The 14,544-nt window shown below is 31.5% G+C and carries 11 protein-coding genes, 1 tRNA gene and 1 riboswitch; of the genes, 1 reads left to right on the top strand and 11 read right to left on the bottom strand.

Features of this window, described 5'->3' with window-relative positions; genetic code table 11:
- Positions 1–7: 7 nt before the first annotated feature.
- The 9 genes from KQI42_RS01665 to KQI42_RS01705 all read right to left on the bottom strand — a co-directional run bounded on the left by KQI42_RS01665 (position 8) and on the right by KQI42_RS01705 (position 13,056).
- The gene (locus KQI42_RS01665) at positions 8–1,117 is read right to left on the bottom strand and encodes an ABC transporter ATP-binding protein (RefSeq protein WP_216516091.1); all 1,110 of its coding nucleotides are present in this window, start codon (positions 1,115–1,117) and stop codon (positions 8–10) included.
- A 38-nt stretch (positions 1,118–1,155) separates the two neighbouring features.
- Complete coding sequence (locus tag KQI42_RS01670; protein ID WP_216516093.1) at positions 1,156–3,330, bottom strand: MGH1-like glycoside hydrolase domain-containing protein; 2,175 nt, start codon at positions 3,328–3,330, stop codon at positions 1,156–1,158.
- A gap of 43 nt (positions 3,331–3,373) precedes the next feature.
- Entirely contained in the window at positions 3,374–4,297 is a 924-nt protein-coding gene (locus tag KQI42_RS01675; RefSeq protein WP_216516095.1) for a carbohydrate ABC transporter permease, read from the bottom strand.
- Positions 4,298–4,307: 10 nt separating this feature from the next.
- The gene (locus tag KQI42_RS01680; RefSeq protein ID WP_216516097.1) at positions 4,308–5,267 is read right to left on the bottom strand and encodes an ABC transporter permease; all 960 of its coding nucleotides are present in this window, start codon (positions 5,265–5,267) and stop codon (positions 4,308–4,310) included.
- A gap of 75 nt (positions 5,268–5,342) precedes the next feature.
- Entirely contained in the window at positions 5,343–6,908 is a 1,566-nt protein-coding gene (locus tag KQI42_RS01685; RefSeq protein ID WP_216516099.1) for an extracellular solute-binding protein, read from the bottom strand.
- Between the two features lie 67 nt (positions 6,909–6,975).
- Positions 6,976–10,032, bottom strand: a complete 3,057-nt coding sequence (gene ebgA / locus KQI42_RS01690; RefSeq protein WP_216516101.1) for a beta-galactosidase subunit alpha — start codon at positions 10,030–10,032, stop codon at positions 6,976–6,978.
- Positions 10,033–10,393: 361 nt separating this feature from the next.
- The gene (locus KQI42_RS01695; RefSeq protein WP_216516103.1) at positions 10,394–10,960 is read right to left on the bottom strand and encodes an RNA polymerase sigma factor; all 567 of its coding nucleotides are present in this window, start codon (positions 10,958–10,960) and stop codon (positions 10,394–10,396) included.
- 165 nt (positions 10,961–11,125) lie between these two features.
- The gene (gene metK, locus KQI42_RS01700; protein WP_216516105.1) at positions 11,126–12,313 is read right to left on the bottom strand and encodes a methionine adenosyltransferase; all 1,188 of its coding nucleotides are present in this window, start codon (positions 12,311–12,313) and stop codon (positions 11,126–11,128) included.
- A 92-nt stretch (positions 12,314–12,405) separates the two neighbouring features.
- Positions 12,406–12,512, bottom strand: a riboswitch (SAM riboswitch).
- Positions 12,513–12,582: 70 nt separating this feature from the next.
- Complete coding sequence (locus KQI42_RS01705; protein WP_216516108.1) at positions 12,583–13,056, bottom strand: COG2426 family protein; 474 nt, start codon at positions 13,054–13,056, stop codon at positions 12,583–12,585.
- Positions 13,057–13,494: 438 nt separating this feature from the next.
- Here KQI42_RS01705 and KQI42_RS01710 point away from each other — a divergent pair.
- Positions 13,495–13,571, top strand: a tRNA-Pro gene (locus KQI42_RS01710).
- Between the two features lie 210 nt (positions 13,572–13,781).
- On the opposite strand, the gene KQI42_RS01715 is transcribed toward KQI42_RS01710, so the two are convergent.
- A complete protein-coding gene (locus KQI42_RS01715; RefSeq protein ID WP_216516110.1) occupies positions 13,782–14,285 on the bottom strand; it encodes a hypothetical protein in 504 nt (167 codons plus the stop codon).
- Positions 14,286–14,358: 73 nt separating this feature from the next.
- Positions 14,359–14,544, bottom strand: a complete 186-nt coding sequence (locus KQI42_RS01720) for a hypothetical protein (protein WP_216516112.1) — start codon at positions 14,542–14,544, stop codon at positions 14,359–14,361.

Raw genomic sequence — 14,544 nt, forward strand, 5'->3', positions numbered from 1 at the left:
TCTACTATCACAGTATAGTAGACTCAGTTTCTTTGTCGAAAATATACATTTTATCCATATCCATTGCCAAATTAATATTATCTCTCATATCTACATTAGTTGAAGAGTCTACATTTGCAGCAAAACTTATATCATCATATATAAGATATAAATTTGCCATAGAACCCATATTTTCCACAACATCAACCTTAGCAGTTAGCTGAGTATTTTGATTTAATTCAATAAACCTTGGATTGGCACTAATATGTTCTGGTCTTATACCAAATATTACTTCCTTGTTGATGTAGTTTTTATTTCGAATAAGTTTAGCCTTATCCTCTGGAATTTCAAGTTTTACATCGCTAAATGAAATATATAATTTATTGTTTTCTTGAATTATTTTACTTTCTATAAAATTCATTGGGGGATTTCCTATAAATCCTGCAACAAATAAATTTACAGGATTTTCATATATATTACGTGGTGAATCTACCTGTTGAATAACCCCATCTTTCATAACAACAATCCTATCACCCATAGTCATAGCTTCTGTTTGATCATGAGTAACATAAATAAAAGTTGTATTCAAATTTTTATGTAATTTTAAAATTTCGGCTCTCATTTGTACTCTAAGTTTAGCATCTAAATTAGATAAAGGTTCATCCATTAAAAAAACTTCTGGATCTCTAACGATAGCTCGACCTAATGCAACCCTTTGCCTCTGTCCACCTGATAATGCTTTAGGTTTCCTATCTAAATATTCTTCAATACCTAATATTTTTGCTGATTTTTCAACTTTACTTTTAATTTCTTTCTTTGGTATTTTTCTCATCTTTAAACTAAAAGCCATGTTTTCATATACTGTCATATGAGGATATAGTGCATAATTTTGAAAAACCATGGCTATATCTCTATCTTTAGGCTCAATATCATTACAAAGTGTATCTCCTATATAAAGCTCCCCAGAAGTTATTTCTTCCAGACCTGCAATCATTCTTAAAGTAGTTGATTTACCACATCCAGATGGTCCAACTAGAACTAAAAATTCCTTATCCTCAATATTAAGATTAATATTATCAACGGCCAAAACATCTCCTGAATAAACCTTATTAATATTTTTTAGTATTACACTTGCCATTTGATCGCCTCCTAAACCTTCTTTATACAATACATAGTTTATTGCATTAAATATTCCTTGCACAATAAATATAGCATTCCTGCAGACCAACTAAAATTAGTACAGTGAAGCCCTTCACCATTTTCAGGATTATAATTTTCTCTTATAACCGCTCCATCAACCATGCCATCTTCAATGTTTTCAACTATCTTTTTTGCTAATTTATTGGCTTCATCTTTATAGCCACTTTTATCCAAACCCTTAATTGCAAAATATGCCTGATCTAGCCAAACTGGTCCCCTCCAATATCTCTCCGAATCATATCTTGGATTATCCTTTGATGCCGTCGGAAAGGGAACTTTAGTGTTAAATTTATCTTCATCGATTAAAATATCTTTCACCATCTCCGCTTGTTCCTTTGATGCTACTTCTGCCCAAAGAGGAAGAACCCCTTCTATTCCTTTCCCCCTATCCCTAAGTGGCTTCTTAGTTAAAATATCTATATCATAAAAAAAGCCTGTTTCCTTATCAAACATATTTCTTTGTATAAAATCTTTTACATATTCTGCTTCTTCCCTGTATTTATTTACCTCAGAAGTTTTATTTAATACCTTTGCAATTTTCTCTAAATATTTCTTTTCCGCATAAAGGTAAGAATTTAAATCTACAGATTCCTGATTAATAGAATAGCCAACAAGCTCCCCATTTTCATCTATATTTTCAATTACTTTAATCCCATAATCTATATCAAATCTAACAGCATTGTCCATCCCACTTTCCCAAGCAGCAGCCCTTATTATTTCTTCTTCTGTATTATTTAAAACATCTACAGAACCTCCATACTCAGCTATTCCGTTTTTATCATTGTCTCTGCCAATATACCACCAATTGTGATATTTAACGAGCTTAGGATACATTTCTCCAAGGAATGATTTATCTCCTGTTGATTCATAAACTTCCCATACTGCCCATGATGCAAGTGGTGGTTTTGAATTCCGCTCATTCCAATTCCCACCTTTTTCTCCAATATAGCCGTATCTATTTTTATTGTAGAATATAGCATCTATTATCATTCCATCTTCCCTTTGATAATCAAAAATTGCCCTGATATTATCCTTAGCAAGTTCTGGAGCGAAGTTTGTAACTGCTACTGCTTGTTTCCATGAATCCCATGCCCACATCCCATTAAACCATTTATAGGACATGGAAGGAGTAATCCCATCTCTTTTTATTTCCCCAGCTGGACTTCTCCAATTTGTTGTTAAAGTTTCTATTGTTTTTACAACCAATTTATCATAATCATGATTTTTACCCTTTAGGGCATTTGAAAGATAGTTCTCCCATCTTAAATCATTGTCTTTAATATACTTTGATGGATTTTTAAATATATCTGCTATTTTCTGATTTTCATTATCTTTTTCATCCTTAGTAAAGGTATAGGTATTAATTGTATTCAAAATATATTCTTTTTTAGATTTTATAGATATATCTTCTATCTCAATAATATATTTATCACCATCAACTTTAGTTTTTACTTCAAAAGGATATAATAATTCATATTCCATTTCCTTTGAAGTAAAAACAGCCCATGTATGATTTACATCTGGAAACTTAACCTTTACCCCATTTGCACTAGCTTCTAATCTGATATCCAATATCTCGCCATCATTATGCCTAGAATCTTTTAATAATTCACCTTCCCAATTAAGTTTTAGATTTAAATCTTCATTAGTTTTATTTTTAATTTTAGTAGTTACAAGTGCAGTTCTATTTGTAATAAATCTAAGTTCAAGATTTAAAACGAAATCCTCCATATCATATCTTTGTACTAATAATCCTGGATAATATGATAAATCTAAATCCTTACAATCAGCTAATTTAATTTCTTTTCCGCTTTGAGCATCGTATATCTTTATAAGATTAAAGGATTTACTTAGCCACCTTCCATATTCTTGTGCAATATATAACGGACCTGTAAATCCACCATAATATTCTTTATCATCTAGCCCTGGGAGATGATAAGCATGCCATGCTCCCATGTCAGAAAATGGATTTATCTCATAGTTATCATTAGGTGCCGCCTTTATAGGAACCCCTTTTACGTCTATTAAATCTTTAAATTTATATCTTATATCTTTAGAACCTAAAGAAGGTCTTTTACCACAACCTACTAGAATACTTGATATAAATAAGCATGTAGATAAACTAGCAATTGTTTTTATAGGTAGTTTCATATTAGTTCTCCCCATATAATATATTTAAAAATACTCTTATTTCCTATTCCTTCAATGAACCCATCATATTTCCCTTAACAAAATATTTTTGTACAAATGGATAAATACATAGAATTGGCAATGTAGAAATAACTATTGTACTATATTTAATTAATGCCTTATATGCATCTGCTTGAATAAACTGTGCCGAACCCTTAGGAAGATTCATCATCTCCCTCATATCATTGGATATAAGTATCTCACGTAAAATAAGTTGTAATGGATATTTGGATCTATCATCTAAAAATATTAATGCATTGAACCATGAATTCCATTGGCCTACAGCATATAACAGCACCATAACTGCCATAGTTGCTTTACAAACAGGGATAACTATTCTAAATAAAATAGTGAAATCATTAGCACCATCTATTTTAGCGGATTCTATAAGACTTTTTGGTACCTTTTTAAATGCTGTTCTAAGTACAATAAGGCTCCATGCAGATATTACAGTTGGAAAAATAAGAGCCCACCTTGTATTTCTTAAGCCTAATCTTTGTACCTGTAAGAAGAAGGGAATTAAACCTCCACTAAAGAACATTGTTATAGTAACCATTAACATTAAGGGTTTCTTAAGTAATAGATCATCTTGTGCAAGTACATAAGCAGACATAGCAGTTAAAAGTACACTTATTATTGTTCCTACAACGACATAAAAAACTGTATTTAAAAAGCCCTTCATAATACTTGGATTTTGAAAAACTAGGGAATAACCTTGTAAAGTAAATCCTAAAGGCTTATATAAAAGTCCCTTATGTTGCATAAGAAGATGTGGATCACTTAAAGAGGCGAATAGCACATATAACATAGGATATATGCATATGATCATAAGCAAAATCATTAATATTACATTAAATAAATCAAAAACTTTCCCGCCCGTAATTTTTCTTGTAAGTTTTGCTTTCTTAGAACTTTCATTTATTGACATTCTATCACTCCTACCATAAGCTTTCTTCAGTTATTTTCTTACTTAATTTATTGGCAATTATAAGTAATGTAAATCCAATTAGAGATTCAAAAAGACCTACTGCTGTACTAAAACTATATTCAGCCCCCTGTACACCTTTTCTATATACATAACTTGATATAACATCAGAAGTTTCCCAGGTTAATGGATTATATAATAAAATAACTTTTTGTGCTCCTACACTCATAAGTCCACCAATATTAAGTATAAACATTACAATAATAGTGGGGGCTAAAGCTGGTAAAGTAATATGTAGCATTTGCTTCCATCTTCCTGCCCCATCAATTTTAGCCGCCTCATATAAGGAAGGATCAATTCCTGAAAGAGCTGCAAGAAATATTATGCTATCCCAACCAATACTTTGCCATAATCCAGAACCTATATAAATAGTCCTAAACCATTCTGGCTTTGTAAGCCAGTTTGTAGGTTCTACCCCAAAATTTGATAATATTGAATTTATTAAGCCATCTGTTGAAGTAAAATCTACAATTAATCCACATATGACTACTAATGATATAAAGTGTGGTAAATATGTGATTGTTTGTATACGTCTCTTAAATTTTTCATTTTTTAATTCATTAAGTAGTAATGCTAGAATGATAGCAGCTGGAAATCCCCACAATAATGAGTAAAAACTAAGTAGTGCCGTGTTCTTTAATGTCCTTTTAAAATATATGCTATTAAAAAAAGTTCCAAAATGTTTCAATCCCACCCATGGACTTTTCCATATACCTAATCTTGGATTAAAATCCTTAAAGCTGATAAGAACCCCATACATGGGCATGTAGTGGAACAATATGAAATACACTATCATGGGTATTGCCATTAAATATATGCATTTATTTTTTTTAAGATCCTTTTTTAACATTTCCCACTTTGTTTTCTTTTTCTTATTATCTGGCTTTGTAGAAACTTGTTCCATACTTTCCATAAATATAACTCCCTTCTATTAAAATTTTTGATGAATTCTGCAGAGGTCTAAGACCTCTTCAGAATTCTAAAATAATTAATTGGTTTTTCTGTTATTATACCTATTAAGTGCTTCTTGATAAATATCTATTACCTTTTCTATTTCCAATGCCTTAAGTTGTTCTACATAATTATCAAATTCACTTAAAGGTACCTCTCCTACTATGAACTTTAATACCATTTCATCTTTAAAGGTCGCCACATCACCCATAATATCTGAATAAGTTTCACTTTCTTCCGGAGTAAAGTTAACTGGCGGTATTACATGATCTGTTCCTGCCTTAGTCCATTGTTCCATACAATCTAAATCAATATCTGTAAAACCTGGCACTGCCTTATAATCTCTTAAATATGGTCCTACCTCTAGTTTATATTTATTACATACTGTCCAAAAATCTAGTCCATCTGGATTGTTGGTCAAAAGATCAGTAAATTGTGGTTCACCATCTACCATATTATAACTCTTGCCTTCTATACCATAGTTAAATAACATAAAACCTTCTTGGCTATATGCATAATCGAACCATTTAACTACAGCTTCAGGATTTTTACATGATGATGTTATAACAGCTTCATATCCGCCATTTCGTTCATTAACTACTCTGTAATTTACCTTTTCGCCAGCTTTTAATGATGGTTGTATAGCAGCTATAAATTTTGCATTAGGATCAGTTGCTGCAATTGCTGCTTGATATTGGTCTACAACTGCATATTCGCTAATATATGCTCCAGCATCACCCGAAGTAATTAAAGTAGCCCTGCCATTACTATCCCTTGTAGGAAAATCCTTATCTATTAGATCCTCATTATACCATTTATTCATGGTAGCAAGATATTCCTTAAATTCTGGCTCCATAGGCCCATATTTTACAACATTATCCTTCTTGTAAAAACCAGGACCAATATTAAAAGCACTTATGATAGTTCCATATGGATCTATACCTCTTGAACTAAATACTAATGGTGCCTTAGCATTTTTCTTTTCCTTAAATTGAGTTAACACATTATACCATTCATCTATAGTATTAGGTATTTCTAAATCAAGTTCCTCAAGCCAATCTCCACGAAAAACTGGCCCCCACCATGCAGGTTCATCTGGATCTATACCAACCAGAGGGAAAGCATATATATTTCCCTTATCTGTCATAGTCTGTCTTGCCAATTCTGGGTCTTCTTCTAATAACTTTTTAAAATTAGGTGCATGTTGATCAATTAATTCATTAAGCCTTAGATAAACCCCATCTTCTATAGCCTTATCCATACCACCCTTATACTGTCCAGCATATGTCTGGATAACATCTGGCAATTCTTTTGAGTTTAACATAAGATTAAACTGCTCCATTTCCTCTCCTTCTGCAGGATGAATGAATTTTACATGAACGCCAGTCCTTTCTTCTAGCTCCTTGTACATTTCACTTTCATTTAAACTTTGTATATATTGATTTGAAGCAAAAGGAACCCAATACTTGATTGTAACTTTTCCATCTGCCCCACCTTCCGCATCCTGATCTGATGTAAAAGTCTCATTTTTCTTACATCCAACCATACTTAACATTATGAGCATTACAACAAGAATAAGTGATAATACCCTTTTACCTTTCATAAATATCCCCCCATATTTTATATTTAATTGCACTATAAATTTTTATACTGCAATTAAAGTCAATGGTTTAAAAGTCTTCTGCTTCATAACAAAGCTTATAGGCTATATTAAATTCAAAACTACTTGGTTTCAAACTATGGTGTGCCAATGGAACTGGACCACAACTGTTGCTACCAAGTCCATGATGTTTATAATCAATGTTTAATGTTATAAAACCCCTTTTGCAAAGATCTGTTGTATGTTTAGCTTTTTCTATATCTTCTGTAGTATAATAATGGGCACTAAAGTTAAGATTATCCTCAGCAATAACTACAAACCCCATTCCTCTTTCATCAGTAAGTGAAACCCACTTTACATCCGTTCTATTTCCATTGTCCTGAGGATATACATATGGAGTATATAGTTTATCCACAGTACTATTGTATATCCCATATAAATTGGCTTCATTGCTATCAATATAGGATTCTCCTGGTCCCCTTCCATACCATTTTACCCTTGACATTTCATAAGGTAATTCCATCTGTAATCCAATTTTAGGGAAGGATTCTGGAAGCTTGCCCCTCGGATTTCCCTTTATAGATAAATCTATATATCCATTGCCATATATTTTATAAATATATTCACATTCTATAGCCCAATCACCATTTGGTGGAGAAACAAGGGTTTTTACATTTATATTTACTTGCTTTTCATATATCTCTGTTTCTACAGTGTCAACTCTATATTGTATTTGGTGAATTCCCTTCTCCTTCCAATGTTTAATCACATACATATCATTATCTATAGGTGCCCTCCAAAGATTTAATCTTGGACCCTTAGTTAAAACATCTACGCCCTCATAGCTACAATTGTAAATTTCCCCTTTAAGTTTATTGAATATAAGTTTAAAATCATATCCCTCAATATTTATAAATTTATGATCTTCTTTAACATTTAAACTAGGTATATATTCTTTAGTGCTAAAAATTTCTCTAGAATAATTATCTTGTAGTTTAAATTGGTTCCATGTAATTACATGACCTTTATCAGCCCAATTAGTGTCTATAGCTAATACAAATTGAATATTTAACCATAAATCTGTTTTCAGTTTATATTTCTTATTAAAGTCAATTGGTATTGTAAGAACTTCACTTTTACCAGCTTCAATATCAGATATCTCTAATATTCCGCTTTGAAGCTTTTTACCATCCGCTGAAATATCCCAATGTAAATTTACATGATCTAATGATATAAAATCATATATGTTTTTTACTCTAACTTGGCCTTTTTCTAGATCTACCTCTTCCACTTTTATAGGTTCTATTATCTTTTTGTATTCTAGTAAACCTGGGGTAGGGGTTCTATCTGGCATCAATAAACCATCGCAACAAAAGTTTGAATTATTTGGTTCATCTCCAAAATCTCCCCCATAGGCAAAATATTCCCTGCCATCTTCTGTGTATCTTCTAAGACCATGGTCAACCCATTCCCATATAAATCCACCTTGAAGTCTTTTGTATTTATAAAATATATCCCAATACTCTTTAAGTCCACCAGGGCCATTCCCCATAGCATGGGCATATTCACAAAGAATATGAGGTTTATCCATGTTTTCCATTTTTCCAAAGTTCTCTATCCTCTCATGGTTAGAATACATGGAGCTAATAACATCTACAACTTTTCCTTCTCTATCTTCTTCATAATGGACTAATCTAGTGTTATCCCTTTTATGACACCAATTAGCCATAGCCTCAAAGTTGCAGCCAAAACTAGATTCGTTTCCTAGGGACCACATTATTATACAAGGGTGATTTTTATCCCTTTCAACCATTCTCTCTATTCTTTCTACATAAGCTTCTTCCCATTCTGGATCATTGGTTATTTTATCGTAATGACCAATTAGTTCAAAACCATGACATTCTAAATCTGCTTCATCCATTACATACAATCCATATTTATTACACAAATCATAGAATCTTGGGTCATTAGGATAATGAGACGTTCGCACTGCATTAACATTATTTTTCTTCATCAATACAACATCTTCTTCCATAGAATGAAAAGGTACAGCTCTGCCTAAATCTGGATGAGTTTCATGGCGATTAACTCCCCTAATCATTATAGGTACACCATTTATAAGAAAATTTCCATCTTTAAGCTCTATTTTTCTAAAACCAATTTTATTTGGTATAACTTCTATAATTTCATCTTTAGAATCTTTAAGGATAATCAATAGATTATATAGGTATGGAGTTTCTGCTGACCATTTTCTAGGTTTCTCTACTGGTATACTTACAGAAACCTCTGTTTCTTCTTTTTTTTCTAAAGATATACTTTCCATAGAATTTTTTACCTCAGAATAGTTACTATCTAAAAGTATGTATTCTACCTTATAATCTTTTCCTACATTATTAGTAGTATTTTTAAACTTAGTTTCTACTTTAAGTACTCCATTGTCATAAGATTCATCTAGCTCTGTTTTTATGAAAAAATCATTAATATGGATTGGCTTTCTTGCGATTAAAGAAACATCTCTAAATATTCCACTTAACCACCACATATCCTGATCTTCCAAGTAAGTACCATCAGTCCATTGATATGCCCTTACAGCTAAATTATTTTTTCCAGTCTTTATAAAAGGTGTTATATCAAATTCTGAAGGCATTCTACTTCCTTGACTATATCCTACTTCTTCTCCATTCACCCAAAGATGAAACCCGCTGTCTACCCCTTCAAATCTAAGAATTACGTTACAACCATCCCAATTCTTTGGAATATAAAAATCTCTTTTGTAACATCCTGTAGGATTTTTAGAAGGAACTTTAGGCGGATCAATAGGAAATGGATAAATTAAATCTGTATAATGAGGATATCCGTATCCTTGAAGCTGCCAATTTCCTGGAACCCTTATATCATGCCAATCTTCTACCTGGAAGTCCTCTTGAAAAAATCCTTCTGGAGCTTCTTCAGGTGTTTCTGAATAATAAAATTTCCACATTCCGTTAAGTAGTTTAAATCTCTGAGACTTCCCTCTTTCAAAGGTTAGAGCAGATTCCTTATTCTCATAAGATATAAAATATGCCCTGCTGCTCAGTCGATTTTTGTGAAGTACCTTGAGATTGTCCCAATCTCTTAATACAGTCATTATGTATTCCCCCTTATACAATATTAAGTAAACGTTTTCTATGGTTTTACACTATCATATTTTTAACTTATAAAATAAATACTTCTCAAATTCTTGAAAATCCAGGATTTTATTAAATGTTTATTAAACCTTTAAAATATAGATTTTAGAAACAAATAATTTATATTAGCATATTTAATTTATTTACTAATCATTTATAGAAATCGTTTTCTATATTTACATATAAAAAAATATATTAAAATGTTCAGTTTTTTCCATTATACTATTAATTAATATTTAATGCAATATTATTTTAATCCAATATTGTAGTATAGCACCCTTTGATTTTAGACATCAAAGGGTGCTATACTACAAACTTTATTTATTGTTCTATTTTAAAATACTCCTTTAGTTTTTCTAAAGCTCTAGTTTTAGTATTTATAACGGTTCTGTAAGTAATATTTAGCTTTTCAGCAATTTGTCCTATAGATAATCTTTCTACATAAAAATAAACTATTACTTCCCTTTGTCTATCCGTTAGTCTATTTAATCCTTCATATAAAAATTCATAGTTTTCCTTCTCTAATAAGAAATCTAAAGGACTTTCCTCTTTTGATTCCAATATATCTATTAATTCTCCTTCTCCGTTATTTACAGGTTGATTAATGGAAAAACAAATTTTTTCCCTATGCTTGTTAAGATAAGTAAATTTGAGCATAGTCTTTACATATCCTAAAAAATAGGTTCCCTTATTTTTATCGTAATCCTTTAAGCATTGTAAAACAACTAAATTTCCCTCTTGAATTAAATCGTCATATTCATTAATCTTATTATAGTATCTCTTAATGGAACTAATTATTAAAGGCTGAAGCCTTTTTATTAGTTCCTCTTTACTTTCTTCTTCCCCTTTATTGCTTTTAGATATTAATCTCTCTATTTCGTTATACACCTTAATCCTCCTAAGAGAAAGGCTGCCTTTCAATATTCCCTAGGTAACTTTATATTACCTGTATTTGAGGAAAAAGAAAAAAGTAGAAAAGGATAAACTCCCTTCTCTACTTTTAAGGATTTCTCTGTAAACAGTTTCATTTTTATATGACTTTTTAATATTCCGTTATTCTCCTAAACCTTCTTTTCTTAAAATATCTTTCTTATCAGTTTTTTCCCAAGGCAGGTCCAAATCTTTTCTACCAAAATGACCATAGGAAGCTAAATCTTTATAAATTGGTCTTCTTAAATCTAAATTTCTAATAATAGCCGCTGGTCTTAAGTCAAAATGTTTATTAACCAATTCTTCAATTTTTTCATCAGCAATTTTACCTGTACCAAAAGTATCTACATAAATAGATAAAGGTCTTGCTACTCCAATAGCATAGGCTAGTCCTACTTCACATTTATCAGCTAAGCCAGCTGCAACTAAGTTTTTTGCTACATATCTTGCAGCATAAGCAGCAGATCTATCTACCTTTGTCGGATCTTTCCCTGAGAAAGCTCCACCACCATGTCTAGCATATCCTCCATAAGTATCAACAATAATCTTTCTACCAGTTAATCCTGCATCTCCCATAGGTCCACCTACAACAAATCTGCCTGTTGGATTAACATAGTATTTAGTATTTTCATCTATCATTTCTTGTGGTATTATCTTTAATATTACATGTTCTTTTATATCTTTCTTTATTGTATCTAAATCTACATCTGGGCTATGTTGAGTAGAAACAACTACATTTTCTATTCTTATAGGCTTTCCATCGTGATATTCTACAGTAACTTGAGTTTTTCCGTCTGGTCTCAAATATTCTAAAGTACCATCCTTTCTAACATCTGATAATCTCTTTGCTAATTCATGAGCTAAGGCTATAGGCATAGGCATTAATTCCTCTGTTTCATTACATGCAAACCCAAACATCATACCTTGATCTCCAGCTCCAATTTTATCTAATTCATCTTGACTATTATCTTTTTGTTCTAAAGCATTGTTAACTCCAAGAGCTATATCTGGAGATTGTTCATTTATAGATGTCAAAACTGCACAAGTATCTCCGTCAAAACCATATTTAGCTCTCGTATATCCTATTTCTTCTACAGCTTTTCTAGCAACTTTAGGAATATCTACATAACAATTTGTAGTAATTTCTCCAGCTACTAGGATTAATCCTGTAGTTACAGTGGTTTCACAAGCTACTCTTGCCTCTGGGTCCTTCTCAAGAATTGCATCCAAAATAGCATCCGATATTTGGTCGCAGACTTTGTCTGGATGACCTTCGGTTACAGACTCAGAAGTAAATAACCATTTTTTCATTTATTTTTCCTCCCATTTTATCTTTAATTTATTATTTATCCATATACAACAAAAAAACCTCTTCCAAAGGAAAAGGCATCAGCACATGCATCACCTCATCTTCCAGAATCCACGTTCTGTGGGATTTAGCACCTTGTAGATTAAGCTACTGGTTGCCGGGTTTCAGCGGGCCCATTCCCTCCACCACTCTTGATAAGGTATCAAGATTTATATTCATTTATTTCATTTTAGCACAAGTAAAAATCCTAGTCAATATTTGACATTAAATATCATTGTATAATACTAAAAACCTTATAACTTATAGTAGAAACGATAAGAGCTGCAGTTACAATACCAGATGAAATAGCTAAAAAGGCCTTATTAAAATCTAATTTTAATAAAGAAGCTATGATACATCCTGTCCAGGCTCCAGTAGTAGGTATAGGTATAGCTACAAATATAAAAAGCCCCAATAAACTATATTTCTTTATAGTCTTTGCTTTTCTCATTGATCTTCTTTTCACCCATCCTATAGTCTTTGAAAAAAGATAGGTCTTTTCAAAATATGCCATTATAGGATGTAGAAGTTTTAATAAAAAAGGTACTATAAGAATATTTCCTGCCATGCTGATTAAAGTACTGTGAATAGGGCTTAATCCTAAAGATATACCTAAAGGTATAGCCCCTCTAAGTTCGGATACAGGCATCATTGCAACAACCATTACTATAATTTCTCTTTTCAGTCCTTCTAAAATACCCATCATATTTATTCCTCCAAAACTTATTTCTCTCTATAAATATATTCTATCTTTATTTAATAAATCCTTCTATAACTACTATTTTATATTTATATATGATACAACTTTTCTTTTCGTGGGACAAGTTTTTTAAATTCAGATCCTAATTCTATAGTGATATAAAGATGTACATAGCTGTATTTTTTAAAAATATACATTAAATTTATATTATAAAAAAGACTAAAATAAAGAATCAAAATTATCTAATTTTAATTTTCTTATAAAAGGATGTATTTTAAATTAGCGTAATTCATATATATAAATAGATATACAAAGATATGCTGTGAATTATGCATATAATTTAGCATATATCCTGTATAATGTATTTTTTGAGCGAATATAGTCGAATTTAACATGTTGCAATTATAGTCTAAATCCCTTATACTATAATAGTCAGCAGGTCGACGGGGTGTAGCGCAGCTTGGTAGCGCACGTGGTTTGGGACCATGGGGCCGGGGGTTCGAATCCTCTCACCCCGACCATTTGCAGTACAAAGATGGAGAGATCGAAATCATAAATCTTTGGACTAAAGAAAATTGACTTATAGGAAGTTTCCTATGAGTCTTTTTTATTTTGTGTAAAAAGAAAAAGACTAGATTTCTAGTCATAATAATCCCTCTAATTTTCTTGAAAAAAGAGCCTGAATCTCTCAGGCTCTAAAGATACTTAAAATACTCAAGCTTTAAAATTAATTAAAAAGTAACACTTGCCCTCGTAATAGTAGTAGGATCTGATGAAAGATTTTTAATATAAAACTTATACTTACCTGTTTTTGGCATTGTCATAGTAGCACCACTTCCTACGATAGGTTTCTCGGAAGTAAAATGCACTGTAGTATTACCACGACTATCCATAAACCCGACTTCAAGTCTTGCACTTGGTGAATTGTTCCAGTGAAGAGATACCTCTACACCCTTTTCTATCTCAAAATAATCTCCATCGTTAGTAAATACAGCCCTTTGTCCATTTTTAATTTTTACATCTTCATAATTAAGAAATGGTGTTATATTATTATCATTTGTTTTTCCACTAGCATCAATATATATTGCATTTATTTCTATATCTTCTAAACCAGATTGAATTAATGAATCAGTTTCTTTAAGAACATCATTACTATCGGCATACGATGGTAGCCCAAATCCACAAATAACTAATGTGATTGCTAAAAAAACACTTAATTTTTTAAAATATTTCATAATATTTCCCCCTGTTAACATTATTTTTTTACTGAAGTATACCATATAACTAAATCTACCTAATAATACAGCTTTAATTAATGACGTACTCGTAACATTTTTCGCCACCACCAGAGCTACCTCCACTACCACTACCACCATCATTAACGCTTACACGATCAGAAATTGTTGCAAAAACGCTCATTGATCCAAATTGCATAAATAGAACAAGACTTAAACCAAATATTATAAATAATTTTTTTGTTCTACTTAGAAGCAT

It is taken from the genome of Tissierella simiarum (assembly GCF_018917865.1).
GTDB classification, from domain to species: Bacteria; Bacillota; Clostridia; order Tissierellales; family Tissierellaceae; genus Tissierella_C; species Tissierella_C simiarum.